This is a genomic window from Roseateles paludis, from assembly GCF_039872745.1.
Taxonomy (GTDB): Bacteria; Pseudomonadota; Gammaproteobacteria; order Burkholderiales; family Burkholderiaceae_C; genus Pelomonas; species Pelomonas paludis.
Genome location: NZ_JBDPZD010000001.1, coordinates 948,020 through 969,692, shown reverse-complemented (window position 1 = coordinate 969,692; position 21,673 = coordinate 948,020). Strand labels below are relative to the sequence as shown.

Genomic DNA, 21,673 nt, shown 5'->3' with positions numbered 1-21,673 from the left:
ACAAGGCACCGGCCGGGCGTCGGCGGCCTCAGCTGCCTCAACTGCCGCTGGTGCGTCCTTCAGCGGCCAGCGCTTCCTTGTCGCGCAGCACGCGCTGCATCAGCGCGAAGAAACGGTCATAGAAGTCCCCGGCCGGGATGGTCTCGGAGGCCACACGCACCATCGAGTCGTTCGACGAGGACAGTGGCACCGAGATCGAGCCCAGCGCGCTGACGCCAAGGCTGGCCGCCTGCGGGCTCTTCTTGAGCGTGAAGCGCTCCTGCTGAGCGCTCACATAGGCCGTGGCCACCTGGGACTTGACCCCGTCACCCACGCAGACCACGGTGATGGCGATCTCGACGTGCACCTCGCCCTCGGGCTGGAAGAACTTGATGCCACGCACCTCGCCGCCAGCCGCCTTGCCGATCACATAGCCCTGGCTGAGCAAGGCACGGCGCGCCGCCTCGCAGGTGTCGCTCACGTCGGCGTCAAAGAGCCGCGAGAAGGTCTCGTCGGCGCTGAAGCGCTCGGCCAGATAAACAGGCTTGGGCGTGGACTGCAGCGCAGCAGGCACTGCGCTGCAGCCAGACAAGGCGGCGGCGCAGGCCAGCAGGATCAGCGACGGGGGCGGGCGGTACGGCATGGGCCCGATTATCAGGTTCAGGGATACAGCCCGCGCTCCTCGCGCGCCTGCAGCACCCGCGTGCAAGCCACGGTGAAGGCCGCCGTGCGCAGGCTGATGCGGTGCTGCTCGCTCGTCTCCCAGATGCCCTTGAAGGCGCCGACCAGGATCTTGTCGAGCCGCACATTGATCTCGTCCTCGGTCCAGAAGAAGGACGAGAAGTCCTGCACCCACTCGAAGTAGGACACCGTCACCCCGCCCGCGTTGGCAATCACGTCGGGCACGACGGGGATGCCGCGCTCCGCAAGCACGGCCTCGCCGTCAGGCGTGGTGGGGCCGTTGGCGCCCTCCACCACCAGGCCGGTGCGCAGGCGGTTGGCGCGCTCGGCACTGATCTGGCCCTCCAGCGCGGCGGGGATGAGCACGTCGCTCTGCACGTCCCAGAAGTTCTCGTTGTCGATGGCATCGGCGCCGGGGAAGCCGGCCACGCCCTTGTGCAGCGCCACGTGGTCGAGCAGGCGGGCCATGTCCAGGCTCTGCTCGTTGAGGATGGTGCCACTGTGGTCCTGCACGCAGACGATGCGCGCGCCGTTGGCCACAAACATCTTTGCCGCCACCGAGCCCACATTGCCAAAGCCCTGCACGGCCACCCGCGCGCCTTCCAGCGGCAGGCCGAGCCGGCGCATGGCCTCACGCGCGATCACGAACACCCCGCGCCCGGTGGCCGCCACGCGCCCCAGCGAGCCGCCCAGCGGAATGGGCTTGCCGGTGACGACGCCCGTCGCCGTGGCGCCGGTGTTCATCGAGTAGGTGTCCATCATCCAGGCCATGATCTGGCCATTGGTGTTGACGTCGGGGGCCGGGATGTCCTGGTTGGGGCCGATGATGATGCCGATCTCGCTGGTGTAGCGCCGCGTCACGCGCTCCAGCTCCTTGAGCGACAGATCGCGCGGCTCGACCCGGATGCCGCCCTTGGCGCCGCCATAGGGCAGGTTCACCGCCGCGTTCTTGACCGTCATCCAGGCCGAGAGCGCCATCACCTCTTCGAGCGTGACCTCGGGGTGGTAGCGCACCCCGCCCTTGCCAGGGCCGCGGGTGAGGCTGTGCTGCACGCGGTAGCCCTCGTAGTGGGCAATGCGGCCGTCGTCCAGCTCGATGGGGATGTCAACAATCAACGCCCTCTTGGGGCGCCTCAGCGTCTCCGCCCAACGCGCCAGCTTGCCGAGGTAGGGCAAGGTGGCTTCCACCTGGGCGAGGTAGGTCCCCCAGGGGCTGTTGCGGGTGGGGCTGATGAAGGACAGGTGGTCCATGAAACTCTCCGTAACTGCGAGAGTTGCACGGTAGCGCAATGGCGGCGCCGCAGCTGGCGGCTAGGGCCTGTTAACGCTACGGGGGCTCACTTCCGCTTCACAGCAACGCGAAAGTCCGCGTCGTCGATCAGCTTGCCCACGAGGGTCTTGTAGAGCGCCCCGTACTGGTGGATCGCCGCAGGCAATGCCACGGCCCCCACGAAGGACGATTCCCAGGACGCCTCGGCGACCAGTTCCTTGTCAAAGACGACAGCCCCCGCGCGCTTGACCTTGAATCGGGCCGCCAATCGGCCTCGGCCGGTTCCGATGGCTGCATCCACCATGCTGTCGGTGAGCTCGCCTTCAATGGCCACCGGCGAGGCTGGGTCCAACAGACCAGCACCCTTCAGTTCTGCGATCAGCTCTTCGCGCAACTGCTTGGAGTAGCTGCCTGCGCTCGGTGAAATCGAAGACCCGCGCAGGCCGCCAACACTGGTGTCCATGGAGGCAGGCTTGCCAGCAGCCAGACGGAACTCGCCAACTTGCGCTGGGCCAATCTGGGCCGCCCGAAGCTTCTCGAGATTGGTTGCACTCGCGCTTGGGGGCGGCATCTGCACATTGGCACATGCCGTCAGCAACAGCACCTGGAGCGCCGCGAAGGCATAGGCGATGGAACGAAGGTTTGAGGTCAGCTTCATGTCGAGTCCCTTCACTTGAAGTTCGCGTCGCGCGAAATGTCGTTGAGCATGTTGCTCACGACGTCCTTGCCCATTTGCATGGCCGCCGTCTTCAGATCGGGCATCTTGACCGCGTTGCTGGGTGCCGCGCCCGAGCCCAGGCTGGTGTGGATGGCGTGCCTGACCTTCTTCGTGATCGGCTCAGCGCTGGGCGTTGCGCGGAAGGTTGCTGAACACACATAGCCGTCGGTGACTTGGGAGCCTGCCAGGCCAAAGGTCAGCCCGGTCACGAAGCCTTTGCTGAAGGCGTCGTCGGTCAGCGGGACGTTATTGATCGTGAGGCTGAGGGTGGCACCACCGGGCACCGGGCCCGCCTCCACAGCGCTGAACAAGCCACTGGCCTTGACCTGGGCCGTCACCTGGTCCTTGAGCATGCTCGTGGCCGGTGCATTGAGGACCCCCTTGGTCTGGAATTCAAACAGCAGCTGAACCGGGGCTGGCGACGCCGGCTTCTTGTATTCGCTGATCGGGATTTCCTTGGTGGTGCCGTCCAGATAGGGCGTGGCACAGCCGGTCAGCAAGACCGCAAAGGCCAGCGCTGCACTGCGCGCGAGACGGGACAGGAGTTTTTGCATGCTCATCGTCGACTCTTTCAAATTCAAATGTTGGCTCCGCCGAGACCGTTCTCTAGCGGAGCGCGACCTTAGCAGCGCGTGACCCGCGGCTTCGTTAGCGCGCACCCGCGTGCGCAGCGGGAATATTGCCAAGCGGGCCTGCCCGACAAGTACACCGCCGCCCCGCTGCCACCGGACACGGCAAATCCCTCGGCAGAGGCCCCGCATAACATCGGCCCCCGATGACCTCGCTGGACCTTGCCCTTCTCTATCTCGTCGCGGCCGTGCTGGGCGTGGTGGTGTGCCGCAGCCTGAAGCTGCCGCCCATGCTGGGCTATCTGGTGGTGGGGGTGGTGATCGGGCCCAATGCGCTGTCCTTTGCGCATGACACGGCCAGCATCCGCTACCTGGCGGAGTTCGGCGTGGTGTTCCTGATGTTCGCCATTGGGCTGGAGTTCAACCTGCCCAAGCTGCGCACGCTCAAGACCGCCGTGTTCGGCATCGGGCTGGCGCAGGTGGCGCTGACGATTGCTGGCGCCATGGTGGGCAATGGCTTGCTGGTGCTGGGCTTTGCCTGGCTGGGCCGGGCCTGGGAGCTGGACTGGCAAGGCGCCCTGGTGCTGGGCGCGGCGATGGCGATGAGCTCCACCGCCATCGTCGTGAAGATGATGGCCGAGCGCCTGGAGCTGGAGAGCCCGCACGGCAAGCTGGTGATGGGCGTGCTCTTGTTCCAGGACTTGGCGGTGGTGCCGCTGCTGGTGCTGATCCCCGCGCTGCACAGCCCGGCCTCGCAGCTGATGGCCGAGCTGGGCTGGGCGGCGCTGAAGGCCGCCGTGCTGCTGGGCCTGCTGTTCTACGGCGGCCAGCGCCTGATGCGCTGGTGGCTGACCCTGGTGGCGCGGCGCAAGAGCGACGAGCTCTTCATGCTGAACCTGCTGTTCGTCACGCTGGGCCTGGCCTGGCTGACCGAGCACGCGGGCCTGTCGCTGGCGCTGGGGGCCTTCATCGCCGGCATGCTGATCGCCGAGACCGAGTACCGCCACCAGGTGGAGACCGACATCCGGCCCTTCCACGATGTGCTGCTCGGGCTGTTCTTCATCACCATCGGCATGAAGCTGGACTGGCATGTGCTGGTGGAGAACTGGTGGCTGGTGCTGCTGCTGACCGGGTTGCCGGTGTTCGCCAAGTTCGTGCTCGTGGCGGGCTTGGCGCGGCTCTTTCAGGCGCCCACGGGCACGGCGCTGCGCACCGGCCTCTTCCTGGCGCAGGCGGGGGAGTTCGGCTTTGTGCTGCTGACACTGGGGGCTGACCACGGCCTGATCGCTCCGCACTGGATCAGCCCTGTGCTGGCCAGCATGGTGCTGTCGATGCTGGCCACGCCGCTGCTGATCCAGTACAGCAACCTGATCGTGATGAAGCTCTCGGCCAGCGACTGGTTGCTGCAGTCGGTGCAGCTCACCACCATCGCCAAGAAGGCCATCAAGGCCGAGGCCCACATCATCATTTGCGGCTTTGGCCGCAGCGGCCAGAACCTGGCCCGGCTGCTGGAGGGCGAGCGCATCCCCTACATGGCGCTGGACCTGGACCCCGACCGCGTGCGCCACGCCGCCGCCGCCGGCCAGAGCGTGGTGTTTGGCGATGCCGCCAAGATCCAGAGCCTGATGGCCGCCGGCCTGGCGCGCGCCAGCGCCGTGGTCATCAGCTATCACGACACGCCCTCGGCGCTGCGCATCCTGCACCTGGTCCAGGCCCATGCGCCCAAGGTGCCGGTGGTGGTGCGCACCATCGACGACAGCGACCTCGAAAAACTCCGCGCCGCCGGCGCCACCGAGGTGGTGCCCGAGGCCATCGAGGGCAGCCTGATGCTGGCCTCACACGCACTGGCCCTGGTGGGCGTGCCCATGCGCCGCGTGATCCGCATTGCGCGGGATGCGCGTGACAAGCGCTACGGCCTGCTGCGCGGCTACTTCCATGGCGCCGACGACAGCGGCGACGACGACGGCGAGCAGGCCCGGCTGGCCACCATCACCCTGCCTCAGGCCAGCCCGCTGGTCGGCGAGACCCTGGGCGACCTGGCGCTGCAGGCCATTGGCGTGCACGTGGTGTCGCTGCGCCGCGCCTCGGGGCGTGTCGAGTCCGGCGCCGACGAGCTGGTGCTGGCCCCCAATGACGTGATCGTGCTCTCCGGCCCGCCGCCCGCGCTGGCGCTGGCCGAGGACAAGCTCCTCAAGGGCTGACGCCACCGCCGCCTGCCACATCGGCGACAGCCCACGCCGCGCAGCGGCTGCACACTCAGCGCAACAACGCACCTGCACAAGCACCTGCAAAGCACGGCCATGCACTTCGACTACAGCCCCAAGGTCCAGCAGCTGCGCGCACGGCTGATCGAGTTCTTCGATGCGCACATCACGCCGAACGAGCGCCGCTTCCTCGACGAAGTGGCCGCCAACCGCGCGGCCGGCAATGCCTGGCAGCCCACGCGGCTGATCGAGGAGCTCAAGCCCCTGGCGCGCGCCGCCGGGCTCTGGAACCTCTTCCTGCCGCAGTCGGCCCGCGCCCCCGAGGGGCTCAGCAATCTGGAGTACGCGCCGCTGTGCGAGATCATGGGCCGCACCTACTGGGCGCCCGAGGTCTTCAACTGCTCGGCCCCCGACACCGGCAACATGGAGACCCTGGAGCGCTACGGCACCGAGGCCCAGAAGGACCGCTGGCTGGAGCCCCTGCTGCGTGGCGAGATCCGCTCGGCCTTTTTGATGACCGAACCCGAGGTGGCCTCCAGTGACGCCACCAACATCCAATGCCGCATTGAGCGGGATGGTGACGACTACGTCATCAACGGCCGCAAGTGGTGGAGCAGCGGCGCCGGCGACCCGCGCTGCCAGCTCTACATCGTGATGGGCAAGACCGACCCCGAGGCCGGCCGCCACGAGCAGCAGTCCATGGTGCTGGTGCCCGCCAATACGCCCGGCGTCACGGTGCTGCGCGCCCTGCCCGTGTTCGGCTACGACGACGCGCCCCACGGCCACATGGAGATCGAGCTCAAGAACGTCCGCGTGCCTGCTGCCAACGTGCTGCTGGGCGAGGGCCGCGGCTTCGAGATCGCGCAGGGCCGGCTCGGGCCCGGGCGCATCCACCACTGCATGCGCTCCATCGGCGCCGCCGAGCGCGCGCTGGAGTTGATGTGCCAACGCGCCGCCAGCCGCGTGGCCTTTGGCAAGCCGCTGTCGCGCCAGACCGTCACGCAGGAGCGCATTGCCGAGAGCCGCTGCCTGATCGAACAGGCCCGATTGCTCACGCTCAAGGCCGCCTACATGATGGACACCGTGGGCAACAAGGCCGCGCAGGCCGAGATCGCGATGATCAAGATCGTCGCGCCGAGCATGGCGCTCAAGGTGCTCGACTGGGCCATCCAGGTCCACGGCGGCGCCGGTGTCAGCGACGACACCCCGCTGGCCATGATGTGGGCCCACCAGCGCACCCTGCGCCTGGCAGACGGCCCCGACGAGGTCCACCGCAACGCGCTGGCCAAGCTGGAAGTGGCGCGGCATACGCCACTGAACCTGCGCTGACCTCTCGGCCAGAATCGCGGGCATGCCCCGCCCCCTCCTGAAGCGCCGCTCTGCGCTCGGCCTGCTGACCGCCTTGCCCATGGCGCCGCTGCTGCCCGCCTGCAGCGACCCTGAAGGCAAGGCCCGCCAGGTCATCGACACCGACTGGCACCGCGCCGACCTGCTGGATCGCCTGCTGCCCGCCTGGGCCAGCCGCGCCCCGACGCCGAACGGCGCGTTTCGCACCGCCTTCCAGCGCGACTGGACGCCCAAGCCGGACGACCGCGTCTCCCTCACCAGCCAGGCGCGCTTGATCTACAGCTTCGCGGTCGGGCACGAGCTCACCAAGGCCACAGGCCGCAGCAGCCCCGTCCCCTACCTCGACCTCGCGCGCCAAGGCGCCGACTTCCTGCTCTCCGCCCAGCTCGACCCGGTGCACGGCGGCTTCTTCCACACCGTAGGCCTCGACGGCAGCCTGCGCGTTGATGGCAAGGACACCTACGGCCACGCCTTTGCCCTGCTCGCGCTGGCCGAGCTGTATCGCATCGGCCAGGACCCGCGGCACAAGGCCGCCGCGCTGGAGGCTTGGCGCGTCATCGAAACCAGCCTGATCGACCCGCAGGGCGGCGTCTACCGCGACGTGCCACGCAACCTCTCACCCGGCAAGGGCGGCCGCACGCAGAACCCGCTGATGCACATGTTCGAGGCCGTGCAGGCCCTGCACCGCGCCACCGGCGAGGCGGCCAGCGGCGTCAAACGCCTGGGCGACTTTGCGCTCTACAAGCTGCTGCAAGGCCTGCCCGAGGCCGAGGGCGGCGGCGCCCGCATCCCCGAGTGGTACGACGAAGCCTGGCGCCCGCTGCCCACCCAACAAGCCGGTGGCTACATCGACCTCGGCCACCAGTTCGAGTGGGCCCACCTGCTCACCACGGCCAGCAGCGTCGCGCCCGTCTACGCCCCCGTGGCCGAGCGCGTGCTGACCTACGCACTGCAGACCGGCTACGACGACATCGACGGCGGCTGCGGCACGCGCGCCTACCCCGACGGCGGCAAGCCCGAGAAGGCCAAGGGCTGGTGGCAGCAGGCCGAATGCCTGCACGCCCTCATCGTCTGCGCCCGCCACACCGGCCGCAACGACCTCTGGCGCCGCTACGAGCAGACCCTCGGCCTCGTCAAAGACCAGCTGCTCGACGCCCCTTCCGGCAGCTGGCACGCCGCCTATCGACTGCCCTGCAAGACCGGCGGCTGCGAGGACACCCTGCCCGACCCATACCACATGGTGTCATTGCACCGCGTGGCGTTGATGGGCTGAGGCGAGGCTGAAGCGCGGGTGATTCGGTGGTGGGTGGCGTGCGGCCACCGTTCGGTGGCTCAGCGCCGCCGAGCCTTGAACGCCCCAAGCAAGCCCAGGCCGAGGAGCATCATCCCGAGCGTGGACCCTTCGGGCACAGGCGCCGTCGAGAAGCGGTAGTCGGCGCCGGATGCTGACGTCACGGCATAGGGGCCGGCAAAGCTCGCCCCATCCACGCTCAAGCTCTCGATGCCCGACCAGTACACGGTGTTGCTGAATGCCGCGCCTGCGGTCGCCGTCCCGCCGCTCGTCACCACGCTCTGGGCATCGACGATCATGGTGAACGCGATGCTGCTTTGCGCGTGGCCGAGGGCGTCGAACTGCAGGGTCGAAACGACAGGGAAGACGAAGCCGCGCAGGTTGCTGTCGGGCGATCCAACAGCGCCGCCGGCATAGGTCTCGGTGATGCCTTGATTCACCAAGCCCACACCGAATGCGCCGCCATAGCCCGTCCAGCTGGCCCGGGCGCCGCCAAAGCTGGCGCCAACCCCGGCAGACAAGACCCCTTCGACAACGACGCTGCCCGTCACGGTGACCGTCTTGCCAGCCAGTGCGAGCGAGTCAAACGTCAGGTCGTCCGAGAAGCTGGCTTGTGATCTGGCCGTGCCGCCCGAGCGCCCATCGCCTCCCGCAGACACGCTGCTGAAGGCCGAGAGCTGCAGGTAGCCCGGGCCGACACGCGCGTTCGCGTTGTTCGCCTCGGTCGAGCAGTTCGCGAACCCCGCATGAACCGCCGTGCAGGAGGGGGTGACGATCACACCATCCACGTTGATGGCGTTCCCGGTGGTGGTGACGTTCACCGACGACGTGAACGTCGCGCCCGTCGCCATCAAGGGCGCCAGGCTGACGCACAGGAGCAGGGCTGATGCAATTTTGTTTCTCATGGTCTTCTCCTCAGTGGCTGGTTTGCGCGGCTGCGGCTGTGGCACGGCGGCGCTGCAACGGCGCGAGCGCGCCCATGGCCGCCAGCGCCAGCCACCCGGTGCCCGGCAGCGGCACGCGCGCAGCGCGGGTGTCGCCCGTCAGCTCGGCAAACCCGCCCACCAGACCAAACTGCCCGGGGTAGCGCATGGCAACGCCCGGGTCGTAGCGCACGTCCAGTGCCGACCCCAGGCCAAAGCTGATGCCCCGGAACGTGCCGCCGTTCGCGGTGGTCGGGCCCGTGCCCGTCAGCTCGATGGCATAGGTGTAGCCGAGCAGGGGGTCGTCCCACATCAGGAAGATGTCGGCATGCGTGATCGTGAAGTCGAGCGCGCCCATGTGCAAGGTGCCGGACGCGGGGCCCAGGTCGCCGCTCGCCGGCGGGCCGCTGCTGAAGTTCTCGTTGAAGACGGCATCGAAGGACACCGCCGTGCCCACCGGGAAGCTGTCGAGGATGAGCGGACTGCCCAAGCCCATGCCGCTGACGCTGCCTGTGAACGAGATCGCAACCGGCGCTGCCAGCGCAGGCGCGGTGAATGCCACGGGCGCGCAGCACGCCGCGATCAGGCAAAGTTTTGAGAGATTCATGGGCGTCCTTCAGGCGGCGGAAGGCTCTCATTCTTCAAAGCCACCGTTAGCCAGCCGTTATGGCGCGAGGCCCGCACCTTGCCCCGTCCGTTCGGGCCCCGGTGGCCCATCACCGCCGGGCAGGCTCAGCCCTTGGCCCGCCAGCGCCACGCCGCCAGCGCAAACACCCCCACACCCAGCGCGCCCAGCAGGGCCTCGGTGTGCAGCATGGCGGCGGCGCCACGCTCGTCGGCCACCCAGCCCAGCAGCAGGCCCAGCCACCAGATCGGGAAGTTGGAGATCGAGGCCAGCAGGCTGTACTTGGTGGCCCCGGCGCCGCGGCCGATGGCTTCGCGCGTGACGGCTGTGAAGCCGGCGTAGGCAATGCCCACGCCCAGGTTGTAGACGCAAGACGCCACGACATAGGTGGCCACCGTGGCCGGCGCCAGCGCCATGCCCGAGGCCACGGCCGCCAACGCGAGGCTGATGATCATGTAGACCCCACGCGGCGCCCGGCGCTGGCACCACCAACCCCCGATGAAGCAGCCACCGGCCGTGATGACGCCGGCCAGCGTGCCTTGCATCAGCGCCACCTCGCCGGCACCGGCGCCCCAGTGCGCGGCCACCGCCGCTTGCGTCAGCACGCTGGCCGCTGCGCCGGTGCCCACCGGCAGCATGAAGAGCAGTGCCGCCAGCGCGCCGCCGCGCGAGCGCAGCGTGGCCCACAGGTCGCCCACCACCCAACGCACATGGGCCCAGGCGCCCTCGTGCGCGGGCGGTGCGCCGTGCCGCTCGATGGGCGGCACCCAGTACAGCGCCCCGCAGCAGGCCAGCATCACCACGGCCATCACGGCGCCCGCCATCCAGTGCGCGGGCAAGACCTCAAGCAGCATCAGCCCGAGCCCGCCACCCAAGCCGGCCCCGCCCAGGTTGCCCGCCTGCAGCCAGGCACTGGCGCGCCCGACCTGCGCGGGCGCCACCGTGGCCGCCACGCTGGCCTCCACCGCCATGCCCACCAGGCTGTTGACCAGGCTGGTCAGCGCGATCACCACCAGCAGCAGGCCCAAGGTGGCCGGCCCCAGCGGGATGAGCGACATCGCCAACACCCCCAGCCCCGTGCACACCGTGGCCAGCACATGCCAGCGGCGCGGCGTGAGCGTCACGTCCACCAGCGGCGCCCACAGCCATTTGAGCCACTGCGACAGCACATTCGCGCCATTGAGCAAGGCGCCATCGGTGATGGACAGGCCGTGCTTGGTGGCCATGAAGGTCAGGCCGACGCTGACGAAACCCGTCAGCGCGCCAAAGGGCAGCATCAGCACCGCCCAGACGGCGGGCGGGGGAGCGTGGGTGGGGGCGGTGGAGGTGGTCATGAGTGATGTTGCTTAGCCCAACCTCGCCAGCTCTTCCTGCAGGGCCACGTGCTGCCACAGCTGTTCGAGCGCACCGGCCAGGTCGCCCTCCTGCTGCAGCAACTGGGCCAGCTGCCGGTGGGCGCGGCTCGCCTGGGTGCGGGCCTGGATGCGCTGCGCCAAGGCCAGGGCGTGGCGGGCGCTGAGGATGGCGGCCTGGGTGTCACCACGGGCCAGGGCGATGTCGGTCCAGGTGCGGCTGGCGGCGGCTTCGAGCCAGGGGTAGCCGTGGCGGGCGGCCAGGCCCATCACGAGGCGGCAGTCGGCCACGGCCCAATGCAGGTCCTTGCGGGCCAACGCGGTCTCGGCCAAATGCCAATGCGCCTCGGCCTCGAACTCACGGTGCAGGCCGCGCCGGGCAGCGGCCAGGCCGTGGCTGAACTGGCGCTCGGCGGCGGGCAGGTCACCCAGCTCAAAGTGCCCCACGCCGAGGTTGAGCGCCAGCTTGGCCTGGAGGTAGCTGTCGGCAGCGTCGGCATGCCGCGCGGCTGACTCATGCGCGTGCAGGCCAGCGGCCCAGTCGCCATGGGCGTAGTGGATCTGCGCCAGGCCAATCTCGGCGGCCACGCGCAGCTGGGCGTTGCCACAAGCCTCGGCGCCCCGCAGGGCCTCGCGCCAGTGCATCCCGGCTTGCTGGTACTCGGCCTGCTGGTAGGCGATGCGGCCCAGGGCCTCGTGCACGCGGGCGGCTTGCAAGGGCAGGCCGGCGGCATCCATCAAGGCGGCGCGTAGCGCGGTGGTCAGCTCGGCGCCTCGGCCGCGCGGCTCCAGCAGCGCAAAGCACTGCACCAGCGCATCCACCGCCAGGGCGGCCTCGCCCCGCGCCCGGGCGCCGGCCGAAAGCCGCTGCCAGGCCCGCTCGGCCACCAGCGGGTGGCGGTGGGCCACGTGGGCCAGGCGCTCAAAAAGGGCCTGGGCGTCGGGGCAGGGCAAGGGCTGGAGGAGGAGCACGGCAGTCTGTTTGGTCTGTGACTGGTATTCTTGATCAAGCCACCCGCTTTCGGCCGATTGCGGCCCCTCGTTTCCCAGGAAGCCGGGTTTTCACGGGGCCTGAAAGCCTGTTTTTCCCACCCAGACCAGTATGAAACCAATTGACCCACATCATGTTTGGTATTAAAGTGGTATCGATGCAAGCCCACCTCCGCCTCGACCCCAGCACCTGGTGGGCCCTGACGCCCGCCAGCGGCGCCCGGGCCCGCTGGTGGGCCGGGGTTGATGGCGGCGGCACCCGGACACGGGCGCGCTTGATGGACCTGGAAGGCCGCGTGCTCGGCGAAGGCGAGGCCGGCGCCTCGGCCCTGGGCCAGGGCGCAGCGCAGGCCTGGCGGCATGTGCTGGCGGCCGTCGAGGCTGCGGCGCAAGGCGTGCCTGGCTTCCTGCTTGCGGAGTGCGCGCTGGGCCTGGGGCTCTCGGGCACCGGCCGCGCGGGCCCCTTGGCGGACTTTGTGGCCAGCTGCCCAAACGTGGCTGCCGCAGCGCTGACGTCCGACGGCCTTGCCGCCGTGCTCGGTGCGCATGGCGGCCAGCCCGGCGGCTTCCTGATCGCCGGCACGGGCTCGGTGGCGGAGGCCATTGACGCGCAAGGCCAGCGCCACCAAGTCGGTGGCTGGGGCTGGCAGTTGGGCGACGACGGCGGCGGCGCCTGGCTGGGCCGCGAGGCCCTGCGCCACGCCCATGCGGCGCTGGATGGCCGCGTGCCCACCGGCCCGCTCGCCACCGCGGTGCTGGCCGCCTGCGGCACCGCGCGCGACAGCCTGCTCAGCTGGAGCCTTGCCGCCGGCCAGGCCGAGCTGGCCTCGCTGGCGCCACTGGTCTTCGAGCACGCGGCGCAAGACGCCACGGCTGCGCAGTTGCTCACCGCTGCGGCCCGCGCGCTTGACGACCTGGCCAGTGCGCTCCCGCCTGTTCCTCTCGCGCTGGGCGGCAGCATTGCCGAGCGCCTGCAAGACCGCCTCGCCCCCGCCACACGCGCCCGCCTCGTTGCCCCGCAGGGCGATGCGATGGACGGTGCCCTCTGGCTTGCGAAGCACTCAACCGTTTGATCCCGCCATGGACCTCCTCGACTTCCACCCCGACCCCGCGGCCGCCTCGCCGCTCTATGTGCAGCTGGCCCAGGCCCTGCAACAGGCCATCCAGGACGGCCGCTTCAAGGCCGACGAAGCCCTGCCCTCGGAGCGCGTGCTGGCCGAGCAGCTCGACCTCTCGCGCGTCACCACCCGCAAGGCCATCGACCGCCTCGTTGAGCAGGGCCTGATCGTGCGCAAGCGCGGCTCGGGCAACTACATCGCGCCCAAGCTGGAGCAGCCCTTGTCGCGCCTGTCCAGCTTCTCGGAGGAGCTGCACCAGCGCGGCTTCGTGCCCAGCTCGCGCTGGCTGGCGCGCGGCTTCTCGCTGGCCGCGCCGGACGAGCAGCTTTCGCTCGAACTCAAGGCCGGCGAGCAGGTCGCGCGGCTGGAGCGCCTGCGCCTCGCAGACCAGGTGGTGATGGCCTATGAGGTGAGCGTGCTGCCGCAGTCCGTGCTGGCCGACCCACAGGCCGTCGAGGCCTCGCTCTACAGCCACCTCGGCGACCGCGCCCCCGTGCGCGCGCTGCAGCACATCCGCGCCCTCAATGCCGACGCCAAGCTCGCCGGCCTGCTCGAAGTGCCGGTGGGCGCCGCCGTGCTCTTCATCACCCGCGTCGGCTACGACCCCGCCGGCCAGGCCGTGGAGCTGACCCACTCCTACTGCCGCAGCGACTACTACGATTTCGTCGCGGAAATGAGAAGGACGTGACCCTGCTCGACGCCGACTGGCTGACGCCCTCGGGCTGGCAGCGGGGCCACCTTCATCTGCAAGACGGGCGCATCGTGGCGCTCGACGCCCAGCCCATCGCGGCGAGCGAGGCGGGCTCGGGCGGCCGTCTGCGTGGCCTGCCCGGCTTCATCGACACCCATGTCCACGGCGGCGGCGGCCGAGACAGCATGGAGGGCGCCGAGGCCCTGGACGTGATGGCGCGGCTGCATGCACGGCACGGCACCACGGCCCTGCTGGCCACCACGATGACGGCGCCCCTGGCCGAGATCGAGGCCGCGCTGCGGGCCTTCGCGCCGGCCTGCGCGGCCCGCCGCCCCGGCGCCGCACGCGTGCTGGGCGTGCACCTCGAAGGGCCCTACCTCAACCCCGAGCGCCTCGGCGCCCAGCCCGACCACATCCTGCCCGCCGCGCTGGCCGAGGTGCAGCGCCTGCATGCGCTGGCGCCCATCCGCGTGCTGACGCTGGCGCCCGAGCTGCCAGGCCACCTGGCCCTGATCGGACCGCTGCGCGATCTCGGCATCCGCGTGCAAATCGGGCACAGCAATGCCGATTACGACACCGGCTGCGCGGCGCTGGCCGCTGGCGCTGCCGGCTTCACCCACCTCTTCAACGCGATGACGCCGCTGCACCACCGCGCGCCCGGCCTCGTCGGCGCCGCGCTGGCGCATGCCCAGCATGCGGAGTTGATCCCTGACCTGCTGCACGTCCACCCCGGCGCCATGCGGGCTGCACTGCGCGCCATCCCCGGCCTCTTCTGCGTGACAGACGCCACTGCGGCGGCCGGCATGCCTGAGGGCGACTACCAGCTCGGCGGCCAGCCGGTGCGGCTCTGCCAGGGCGGCGTGCGCCTGCCGGACGGCACCCTCGCCGGCAGCGCCCTGACCATGGACCAGGCGCTGCGCCACCTGGTGCAGATCGGCCTGCCGCTGGAAGACGCCGCGCGCCGCGTCTCGACCCTGGCGGCCGAGTTCCTGGGCCTCCCTGACCGCGGCCGCATTGCGGCCGGTGCGTGGGCCGACCTTGTGCTGCTGGATGAGGCCTTGCAGGTGCGGCGAGTTGTTGTTGAAGGAGAGGAAGTCCATGTCCACCCAGATGCTTGAGGAGGCGCTGTCGGCCCCCGAAGCCATCGCCCATCTGCTGACCCAGGACGCCGCGCGCTACGAGGCACTGGGCAGTGCCTGGCGGGCCGAGCCGCCGCGCGGCATGCTCACGCTGGCGCGTGGCAGCTCGGACCACGCGGCGCACTACTTCGCCTACCTCGCCATGGCGCGGCTGGGGCGCCTGGTCACCTCGCTGCCGATGTCGCTGCTGACGCTCTATCAAAGCCAGCTCGATACACCCGGCCTCAGCTCCATCGCCTTCTCGCAATCGGGCCGCAGCCCCGACCTCATCCTGCCGACCGAGCAGCTGCGCCGCAGCGGCGCGCGCACCGTCGCCCTCGTCAACGTGGACGACTCGCCGCTGGCCCAGGCCGCCGAGCACGTGCTGCCCCTGCACGCCGGCCCCGAGCGCAGCGTGGCCGCCACCAAGAGCTACATCGCCCAGCTGGTGGCCGGCGCGCGCCTGGTGGCCGCCTGGCAGGGCGACCCGGCCTTTGCGCACGCACTGCAAGCCCTGCCCGAGGCGCTGCGCGCGGCGAGCCGGCTCGACTGGAGCGCTGCCCTGCCCGTGCTGCAAGGCGCTGACCGGCTCTTCGTGATCGGCCGTGGCCTGGGCCTGCCGGTGGCGCTGGAAGCGGCGCTCAAGTTCAAGGAAACCTGCGGCATCCAGGCCGAGGCCTTCTCGGGCGCCGAGGTCAAACACGGGCCCATGGCCTTGGTCAAGAACGGCTACCCGCTGCTCGTCTTCGCGCCGCGCGGCCCGGCCCAGGCCGGCCTGCTGCAACTCGCCGACGAGATGCGCGGCCGAGGCGCCCGCGTGCTGCTGGCTGCCCCGGTGGGCACACCCGGCGCCGAGCTGCCGCTGGCCCCCACCGCCCACGCAGACCTCGACCCCATCGCCCTGGTGCAGAGCTTCTACCCGATGGTCGAAGCCCTGGCCCGCGCACGCGGGCGCAACCCGGACGCACCGCCCCATCTGGCCAAAGTGACGCAGACGACATGAGCACTCTTTTCAACCCCGGCCGGCTGGTGATGGTCGACATCCCCGGCAAGACCCTGGCCCCTGACGAAGCCGCCTTCCTGCGCGAGCACAGCATCCGCGCGGTCTGCCTGTTCCGCCGCAACCTGGGCACCGAGGACGAGGTGCGCGCGCTCATCACGCAGCTCATCGAGGTGCTCGGCCCCGAGGCCCTGATCGGGCTCGACCAGGAGGGCGGCGGCGTGGTGCGTGCCACCTTCCTGCCGCTGGCGCCGGCCGCCATGGCGCTGGGCGCTTGTGGCGACGCGGCGCTGGCCGAGGCCACCGGCGCGGCCGTGGCACGGGGGCTGCGCGCACTGGGCATCAACTGGAACTTCGCGCCCGTGCTCGACGTCAACAACAACGCCGCCAACCCGGTGATTGCCGAGCGCAGCTTCAGCGCCGACCCTGACGAGGTGGCGCGCCTGGCCGGCGCCTGGATGCGCGGCTCGCTGCGCGAGGGCGTGGCCTGCTGCGTCAAGCACTTCCCCGGGCATGGCGACACGCATGTGGACTCGCACCACGCGCTGCCCACCGTGGACAAGAGCCTGGCCGAGCTGGAGCAGCTGGAGCTGCGCCCCTTCAAGGCCCTGGCGGCCGAGGCGCCCTCGGTGATGACGGCCCACATCGTCTACCCGCAGATCGACCCCGAGCTGCCCGCCACGCTCTCGCCCGCCTTGCTAGACGGCATCCTGCGCCGCGCCTGGGGCTATGAGGGCGTGATCCTGACCGACGCGCTGATGATGAAGGCCGTGGCCGACCGCTGGGGCTACGCCCGCGCCGCCGAGCTGGCCATCGCCGCCGGGGCCGACATGATCCTGGCCCAGGGCAGCCTGGCCGAGCAACGCGAAGCCCTTGATGCACTGCACCGCGCCTTTGCCGACGGCCGCCTGCCGCTGAGCCTGGGCACGCGCGCCGCCGAGCGGCTCGACACCCTGGCCCGCCGCTACCCCGCGCGCATCCAGCCCGACACGCCCGCCCAGCGCAGCGCCGACGAGGCCTTGATGCTGCAAGGCTGGGCCGCTGGCCTCACGCCCCTGCGCGGCGCCACACCGCCGGCGCGCAGCACGCCGCTGCGAGTCATCGTGCAGGCCAAGGTGCCCACCGACATGGTCTCCGAGCCCGGCCCCAGCGGGCAGGACGCTGCCGCCCTCTTTGCCGGCTTCACCGACGTGGTGGTGCAGGAGGTGGACGAGCTCTCGCGCCTGGACTGGTCCACGTTGCCGCAAGACGGCCGCTATGCCGTGCTCGTCACCTCGCGCCGGGGCCGCTATGGCGCGGCGGCGGCCGGCTGGCGGCCCGACCTGCACCTGGCGCTGTGGAACCCGTATCACGCGCTCGACATCGCGGGGCCGGCGTTGTTGGTCTATGGCTATGCGCCGGGGGCGTTGGCCGCCGTGCGGGCTTGGCTTGAAGGTTCCGCATCGGCGACGGGTAGACCACCTGAAGGTTTGCGGTGACCACGCGCACTCCGCTCCAGTGGGTCCCCACCCTGTACTTCGTGCAGGGCATGCAGTTCTTCGTGGTCATGCTGATCGCGGGGCTGATGTTCAAGAGCCTCGGCGTCAGCAATGAACTCATCGCGCGCTGGACCGGTGTGCTGGGTCTAGCCTGGGCCTTCAAGCCGCTGTGGAGCCCCTTCCTGGAGCTGGCGCGCAGCAAGAAGCGCGTCGTCGTCGTCACGCAAGTGGTGGGCGCGCTCTGCCTGGGGCTGATGGCCGTGGCCCTGCAGCTGCCGGCCTGGTTTGGCGCCGCGCTGGTGGTGCTCTTCCTGATCGCCTACGCCTCGGCCACACACGACATCGCTTGCGACGGCCTCTACATGGGCGCGCTCAGCCCCAAGCAGCAGGCGGCCTTTGCGGGCTGGCAAGGCGCTTTCTTCAACGCGGCGCGCTTCTTCATCACCGGCGTCATCCTCAAGGTGGCCGGGCAGTTGGAAGGCAGCATGGGTGCGCACGCCGCCTGGTCCACGGTGTTTGGTGGCCTGGCCGTGCTGGTGCTGCTGCTGGCGGCCTACAACGCGCGCATGCTGCCGGGCACGCCGAACGTGGCCAGCGCCGAGCCCGGCAAGCTCAGTGCGAAGCAAATCGCCCGCACGCTGCAGGAGGTCATCGCCGACTTCTTCAGCAAGCCCGGCATCTGGCGCGCGGTGCTCTTCATCGTGCTGTTCCGCTTTGCCGAAGGGCAGGTGCAAACCATCGGCCCGCTCTTCCTGCTCGAAGCGCGTGACAAGGGCGGCCTCGGCCTCACGACGAGCCAGGTGGCCGACGTCTATGGCTGGGTCGGCACCGGGGCCTTCCTCGTGGGCTCGGTGCTGGGCGGCAGCTTCACCAGCTGGCTCGGGCTCAAGCGCGCGATGCCCGTGCTCATCGTCGCCATGGCCGTGCCCAACGCGACCTTCTACTACCTCGCCGCCGCGCTGCCGACCGACCTCGTCCACATCGGCGCCGCCGTAGGCATCGAAATGCTGGGCTATGGCTTCGGCTTCGTCGGCATGATCTTGTTCATCATGCAGGCCGTGGCGCCGGGCCGCTTCCAGACCGCGCACTACGCGCTGGGCTCGGGCGTGATGCAGCTGGGCTTCATCTTCTCCAAGACCCTGTCGGGCGACGTCCAGGCCCGCCTCGGCTACGAGCACTTCTTCCTCTGGACCCTGGCGGCCGGCATGCCGGCCTTGCTGCTGTTGGCCTGGGTGCGGTTGCCCGACAAGGAGCCCGTGTGAAAGCCCTGCTTGCCGTTCTGACCCTGCTCGCCAGCACGGCCCAGGCCGGCGAGTTTTTTGACGACTTCTCGCAGCCCGACCTCGCCACGCTGCAAGCCCAGGGCTGGAAGCTGCGCGAGGGCACCGGCCACCCCGGCGTGGCGGGTTCGCGCTTTGGGCGCGAGCAGCTGTCGCTCGGCCAAGGCCTGCTGCGCCTGACGCTCAAGACCGACGGCGACTACGCCCGCACCCAGCTTGCCCAGCTCTGCGCAGCGCGCAAGTTCCTGGTGGGCACCACCACGGCCCGCGTGCGCCTGCGCGACACCGCCACGCCCGACCCCGTGGTGCAGAGCTTCTTCCTCGCCGGCCCGCTGCGCTTTGACTTCGACCCCGAGTTCAGCGAGGTGGACTTCGAGTACCTGCCCCACGGCGGCTGGGGCAACCCGGCCCGCAGACTCTATGGCGTGGCCTGGCAGACGGTGCGCCTGGAGCCCTGGCTGGCCCACAACCACGCCGTCGAGCGCTTTGGCTCGCACGACGGCTGGCAGCTGCTGACCGTGCAGGTCGAGCCCGGCCGCACCCGCCACTACGTGAACGGCGAGTTGCTGCGCGAGGCTGAGGGCCGCACCGTCCCCACCGTGCCCATGGCTATCAGCTTCAGCCACTGGCTGGCGGCAGGCGCGCAAGCCGGCCCCGCGCGCGAGCACGCCTTCGAGGTCGACTGGGTGCTGCACGTGGCCGACCGCAGCCTGCCCCCCGCCGAGATGGAAGCCCGCGTGCAGCAGCTGCGCGCGCAGGGCTTGAAGCAGACCGACACCGTGCCCGACCGAGGCCTGACCAGCGAGTGCAATCTATGAAGTCTTTGCTTGCCACCCTCCTGCTCACAGCCTCCGCCGCCCACGCCCAGGTCGTCGGCGTCTACGTGCTCAACGAGCGGCCCACCACGCATGTTGAGCAGCTCAAGCCCGGCCGCGTCACGCATGTGCTCTATGCCTTCCTGCGCCTGTGCGGGCCCGGCCAGCTCAAGGACGACGCCAAAGCCTGCGAAGGCCGGCCGGCCTTCTCGGTGGCGCCCAACGAGGCGCATGACCGCTTCGCCAAGGCCCTGGCCGACCTCAAGGCCCGTGACCCCAAGGTGACCGTGCTTGCCTCGGTCGGCGGCTGGGGTGGGTCCGACCCCTTCTTCCACCTCGCCGCCACGCCCACCGGCCGCGCTGCCTTCGTGCAAGGCGCGCTCGACTTCCTGCGCAAGTACCCGGCGTTCGACGGCATCGACATCGACTGGGAGCACCCTGGCAGCAATGGCAGCGCCAATGGCGTGCCCTTGGGCAGCCGAGAAGACGGCGAGCACTACGTGGCCCTGCTGCAAGACCTGCGCGCCGCGCTGGACGCCCACGGCAAGGCGAGCGGCCGCCGCATGCTGGTCACCACCGCCATCAACCCCTCGCGCGAGCAGATGGCGCGCCAGCCCATGGGCCAAGCCGCCAGGGCACTGGACTTGATCTTTTTGATGACCTACGACTACTACGGCAACTGGGGCGACCGCGCCGGCCACCACGCCGCCGTCCAGCCCACGCCGGGCCGCGACGACGGCTTTGCTGCCGGCATCGCCAATCTGCGCGCGCAGGGCGTGCCCGCCGCCAAGCTGGTGGGCGGCGTGGCCATGTATGCGCGCGGCTTCGAGGGCGTGCAGGCCGATGGCCGCTACACCAAGCCCTACCCCGCACCGCTGGGCGAAGCCACCTTCAAGGAGCTGGCCAGCCTGCCCGGCCTCAAGCCCCAGTTCGATGCGCAAACCCAGGCCTGGGCTCTGGTGGGCGATGGTGGCCGCTTCGTCGGCTACGACGACCCCCGCGCCGTGCGCGCCAAGCGCCTGCTCGCCGCCCGCGAGGGCCTGGCCGGCCTCTTCGCCTGGGAGCTGAGCCAGGACGACGGCCGCATCCTCGACGCCATGCAGCCCGCTGCGAAATGAAGCCGATTGCCGAAGCGCCTGCTTCGGCAGCGCACGCTTGCCTGACTCAACAGCAGCCCGTGGTGCTGCGCGGCCTGGCGGCCGACTGGCCTTGCGTCAAGGCTGCTAGCCAGGGGCTGGATAACTGCCTGCGCTTCTGGCTTGAAGAAGCCAACGACGAGCCCGTCGACGCCGTGCTCGGCCACCCGCGCGAGGGTCGGCAGTTCGGCTTCACGCTTGACGCCACGGGCTTCAACTTCCTGCACGACCGCAAGCCCATCGCCGCGCTGCTGGAGCAGCTGTGGCGCTACGCCCAGTTCCCCGACCCACCGGCCCTCGCCCTGCAAAGCGCCGAGATCCGCCGCTGCATGCCCGGCTTCGAGGCTCGCCATCCGATGCCCTGGGTGCCGCCCGGGACGGCGCCGCGCCTCTGGCTCTCCAACCGCGCCACCGTGCCCGCGCACTTCGACGCCTCTTACAACCTCGCCATCGTCGTCGCCGGCCGCCGCCGCTTCACCCTCTTCCCGCCGCAGGCCGTGCCCGACCTCTACTTCGGCCCGCTCGAACACGCGCCCACGCAAGCGCCTACGAGCATGGCCAACGTCCAGGCCCCCGACTTCGAGCGCCACCCCCGCCTGCACGCCGCGCTGGCCGTGGCCACCCAAGCCGAGCTGGCCCCCGGCGACGCCATCTACATGCCGCCGCTGTGGGTCCACAGCGTCGAGTCCCTCGACCCCGTCAACGGCCTCGTCAACTGCTGGTGGCGCCCCGAGACCGCGCCCGGCGCCGGCCCCGACAACCCCGCCGCCGCCCTCTGGCTCGCCACCCTCGCCCTGCGGCGCTTGCCGCCCGAAGAACTCGCCAACTGGCGCGCAGTGTTCGAGCATTTCGTGTTTGATGCGGGGGCGGATTGGTCCCACATCCCGGCGGAGCGGCGGGGGATGTTGGGGGACTTGGATGCGGAAGCGGTACGTGCGCTGCGGGCGAGGATTCGGGGGATGGTGGGGGAGTAGCGGCTGGCGCCGATCGCATTGCCGCGCCGGCCTCCCAAGCCCGGCCGCCTCACGCCATAGCGGCCCCACGGGCGCCCCGGTAAACTAGTCAGCATTCTGGTCAGCAGGAGGCCA

20 protein-coding genes are annotated in these 21,673 nt (G+C 70.3%); 12 read left to right on the top strand and 8 right to left on the bottom strand.

Translation table 11 applies throughout. From position 1 onward, the window contains the following. Positions 1–37: 37 nt before the first annotated feature. The 4 genes from ABDJ85_RS04595 to ABDJ85_RS04580 form a co-directional block, all read right to left on the bottom strand. Positions 38–622: a DUF2242 domain-containing protein gene (locus ABDJ85_RS04595; RefSeq protein WP_347703558.1), complete on the bottom strand. Its 585-nt coding sequence runs from the start codon at positions 620–622 to the stop codon at positions 38–40. Positions 623–639: 17 nt separating this feature from the next. Then, positions 640–1,911 carry a Glu/Leu/Phe/Val family dehydrogenase gene (locus tag ABDJ85_RS04590; protein ID WP_347703557.1) on the bottom strand — a complete coding sequence of 424 codons (1,272 nt, stop codon included), beginning with the start codon at positions 1,909–1,911 and terminating at the stop codon, positions 640–642. An 86-nt stretch (positions 1,912–1,997) separates the two neighbouring features. Further along, positions 1,998–2,588, bottom strand: a complete 591-nt coding sequence (locus tag ABDJ85_RS04585; protein ID WP_347703556.1) for a hypothetical protein — start codon at positions 2,586–2,588, stop codon at positions 1,998–2,000. 11 nt (positions 2,589–2,599) lie between these two features. Next, positions 2,600–3,202 (bottom strand): hypothetical protein, encoded by a 603-nt coding sequence (locus ABDJ85_RS04580; RefSeq protein WP_347703555.1) that lies wholly within the window; start codon positions 3,200–3,202, stop codon positions 2,600–2,602. A gap of 221 nt (positions 3,203–3,423) precedes the next feature. Between ABDJ85_RS04580 and ABDJ85_RS04575 the strand changes: the two genes are divergently transcribed. From ABDJ85_RS04575 to ABDJ85_RS04565, 3 genes are all read left to right on the top strand, one after another. Beyond that, positions 3,424–5,418 (top strand): monovalent cation:proton antiporter family protein, encoded by a 1,995-nt coding sequence (locus tag ABDJ85_RS04575; RefSeq protein WP_347703554.1) that lies wholly within the window; start codon positions 3,424–3,426, stop codon positions 5,416–5,418. A 99-nt stretch (positions 5,419–5,517) separates the two neighbouring features. Continuing rightward, positions 5,518–6,750 carry an acyl-CoA dehydrogenase family protein gene (locus ABDJ85_RS04570; protein WP_347703553.1) on the top strand — a complete coding sequence of 411 codons (1,233 nt, stop codon included), beginning with the start codon at positions 5,518–5,520 and terminating at the stop codon, positions 6,748–6,750. A 22-nt stretch (positions 6,751–6,772) separates the two neighbouring features. Beyond that, complete coding sequence (locus ABDJ85_RS04565) at positions 6,773–8,041, top strand: AGE family epimerase/isomerase (protein ID WP_347703552.1); 1,269 nt, start codon at positions 6,773–6,775, stop codon at positions 8,039–8,041. 59 nt (positions 8,042–8,100) lie between these two features. On the opposite strand, the gene ABDJ85_RS04560 is transcribed toward ABDJ85_RS04565, so the two are convergent. The 4 genes from ABDJ85_RS04560 to ABDJ85_RS04545 form a co-directional block, all read right to left on the bottom strand. Further along, entirely contained in the window at positions 8,101–8,964 is an 864-nt protein-coding gene (locus tag ABDJ85_RS04560; RefSeq protein ID WP_347703551.1) for a PEP-CTERM sorting domain-containing protein, read from the bottom strand. Positions 8,965–8,974: 10 nt separating this feature from the next. Continuing rightward, on the bottom strand, positions 8,975–9,589 hold the full coding sequence (locus ABDJ85_RS04555) for a hypothetical protein (protein ID WP_347703550.1): 615 nt from the start codon (positions 9,587–9,589) through the stop codon (positions 8,975–8,977). Between the two features lie 125 nt (positions 9,590–9,714). Then, positions 9,715–10,941, bottom strand: a complete 1,227-nt coding sequence (locus tag ABDJ85_RS04550) for an MFS transporter (RefSeq protein ID WP_347703549.1) — start codon at positions 10,939–10,941, stop codon at positions 9,715–9,717. Between the two features lie 12 nt (positions 10,942–10,953). After that, positions 10,954–11,931 (bottom strand): tetratricopeptide repeat protein, encoded by a 978-nt coding sequence (locus ABDJ85_RS04545; protein WP_347703548.1) that lies wholly within the window; start codon positions 11,929–11,931, stop codon positions 10,954–10,956. Positions 11,932–12,107: 176 nt separating this feature from the next. On the opposite strand from ABDJ85_RS04545, the gene ABDJ85_RS04540 reads away from it, so the two are divergent. Genes ABDJ85_RS04540 through ABDJ85_RS04500 form a run of 9 tightly spaced genes read left to right on the top strand, consistent with a single transcriptional unit; the run spans position 12,108 to position 21,559 of the window. Next, complete coding sequence (locus ABDJ85_RS04540) at positions 12,108–13,022, top strand: glucosamine kinase nucleotide-binding domain-containing protein (protein ID WP_347703547.1); 915 nt, start codon at positions 12,108–12,110, stop codon at positions 13,020–13,022. Positions 13,023–13,029: 7 nt separating this feature from the next. After that, complete coding sequence (locus ABDJ85_RS04535; protein WP_347703546.1) at positions 13,030–13,755, top strand: GntR family transcriptional regulator; 726 nt, start codon at positions 13,030–13,032, stop codon at positions 13,753–13,755. A 2-nt stretch (positions 13,756–13,757) separates the two neighbouring features. Next, positions 13,758–14,876, top strand: coding sequence for an N-acetylglucosamine-6-phosphate deacetylase (nagA, locus tag ABDJ85_RS04530; RefSeq protein ID WP_489433294.1), 1,119 nt, complete (start codon positions 13,758–13,760; stop codon positions 14,874–14,876). After that, positions 14,857–15,879: an SIS domain-containing protein gene (locus ABDJ85_RS04525; protein WP_347703544.1), complete on the top strand. Its 1,023-nt coding sequence runs from the start codon at positions 14,857–14,859 to the stop codon at positions 15,877–15,879. The genes nagA and ABDJ85_RS04525 overlap by 20 nt, the downstream gene beginning before the upstream one ends. After that, positions 15,876–17,354, top strand: coding sequence for a beta-N-acetylhexosaminidase (gene nagZ / locus ABDJ85_RS04520; RefSeq protein ID WP_347703543.1), 1,479 nt, complete (start codon positions 15,876–15,878; stop codon positions 17,352–17,354). The genes ABDJ85_RS04525 and nagZ overlap by 4 nt, the downstream gene beginning before the upstream one ends. Next, positions 17,351–18,616, top strand: coding sequence for an MFS transporter (locus tag ABDJ85_RS04515; protein WP_347703542.1), 1,266 nt, complete (start codon positions 17,351–17,353; stop codon positions 18,614–18,616). Before nagZ ends, ABDJ85_RS04515 begins: the two co-directional genes overlap by 4 nt. Beyond that, positions 18,613–19,452, top strand: coding sequence for a glycoside hydrolase family 16 protein (locus tag ABDJ85_RS04510; RefSeq protein WP_347703541.1), 840 nt, complete (start codon positions 18,613–18,615; stop codon positions 19,450–19,452). Before ABDJ85_RS04515 ends, ABDJ85_RS04510 begins: the two co-directional genes overlap by 4 nt. Continuing rightward, complete coding sequence (locus tag ABDJ85_RS04505; RefSeq protein WP_347703540.1) at positions 19,449–20,567, top strand: glycoside hydrolase family 18 protein; 1,119 nt, start codon at positions 19,449–19,451, stop codon at positions 20,565–20,567. Before ABDJ85_RS04510 ends, ABDJ85_RS04505 begins: the two co-directional genes overlap by 4 nt. Further along, positions 20,564–21,559: a cupin-like domain-containing protein gene (locus ABDJ85_RS04500; protein ID WP_347703539.1), complete on the top strand. Its 996-nt coding sequence runs from the start codon at positions 20,564–20,566 to the stop codon at positions 21,557–21,559. Before ABDJ85_RS04505 ends, ABDJ85_RS04500 begins: the two co-directional genes overlap by 4 nt. The last annotated feature ends 114 nt before the right edge of the window (positions 21,560–21,673 follow it).

Excerpts from the sequence above, each read along its gene's own strand:
- ABDJ85_RS04595 (WP_347703558.1), bottom strand. The coding sequence starts at position 622 with ATGCCGTACCGCCCGCCCCCGTCGCTGATCCTGCTGGCCTGCGCCGCC.
- ABDJ85_RS04500 (WP_347703539.1), top strand. The coding sequence starts at position 20,564 with ATGAAGCCGATTGCCGAAGCGCCTGCTTCGGCAGCGCACGCTTGCCTG.
- ABDJ85_RS04525 (WP_347703544.1), top strand. The coding sequence starts at position 14,857 with ATGTCCACCCAGATGCTTGAGGAGGCGCTGTCGGCCCCCGAAGCCATC.
- ABDJ85_RS04560 (WP_347703551.1), bottom strand. The coding sequence starts at position 8,964 with ATGAGAAACAAAATTGCATCAGCCCTGCTCCTGTGCGTCAGCCTGGCG.
- ABDJ85_RS04590 (WP_347703557.1), bottom strand. The coding sequence starts at position 1,911 with ATGGACCACCTGTCCTTCATCAGCCCCACCCGCAACAGCCCCTGGGGG.
- ABDJ85_RS04565 (WP_347703552.1), top strand. The coding sequence starts at position 6,773 with ATGCCCCGCCCCCTCCTGAAGCGCCGCTCTGCGCTCGGCCTGCTGACC.
- ABDJ85_RS04585 (WP_347703556.1), bottom strand. The coding sequence starts at position 2,588 with ATGAAGCTGACCTCAAACCTTCGTTCCATCGCCTATGCCTTCGCGGCG.
- ABDJ85_RS04550 (WP_347703549.1), bottom strand. The coding sequence starts at position 10,941 with ATGACCACCTCCACCGCCCCCACCCACGCTCCCCCGCCCGCCGTCTGG.
- ABDJ85_RS04570 (WP_347703553.1), top strand. The coding sequence starts at position 5,518 with ATGCACTTCGACTACAGCCCCAAGGTCCAGCAGCTGCGCGCACGGCTG.
- ABDJ85_RS04540 (WP_347703547.1), top strand. The coding sequence starts at position 12,108 with ATGCAAGCCCACCTCCGCCTCGACCCCAGCACCTGGTGGGCCCTGACG.
- ABDJ85_RS04575 (WP_347703554.1), top strand. The coding sequence starts at position 3,424 with ATGACCTCGCTGGACCTTGCCCTTCTCTATCTCGTCGCGGCCGTGCTG.
- ABDJ85_RS04535 (WP_347703546.1), top strand. The coding sequence starts at position 13,030 with ATGGACCTCCTCGACTTCCACCCCGACCCCGCGGCCGCCTCGCCGCTC.
- nagZ (WP_347703543.1), top strand. The coding sequence starts at position 15,876 with ATGAGCACTCTTTTCAACCCCGGCCGGCTGGTGATGGTCGACATCCCC.
- ABDJ85_RS04555 (WP_347703550.1), bottom strand. The coding sequence starts at position 9,589 with ATGAATCTCTCAAAACTTTGCCTGATCGCGGCGTGCTGCGCGCCCGTG.
- ABDJ85_RS04505 (WP_347703540.1), top strand. The coding sequence starts at position 19,449 with ATGAAGTCTTTGCTTGCCACCCTCCTGCTCACAGCCTCCGCCGCCCAC.
- ABDJ85_RS04580 (WP_347703555.1), bottom strand. The coding sequence starts at position 3,202 with ATGCAAAAACTCCTGTCCCGTCTCGCGCGCAGTGCAGCGCTGGCCTTT.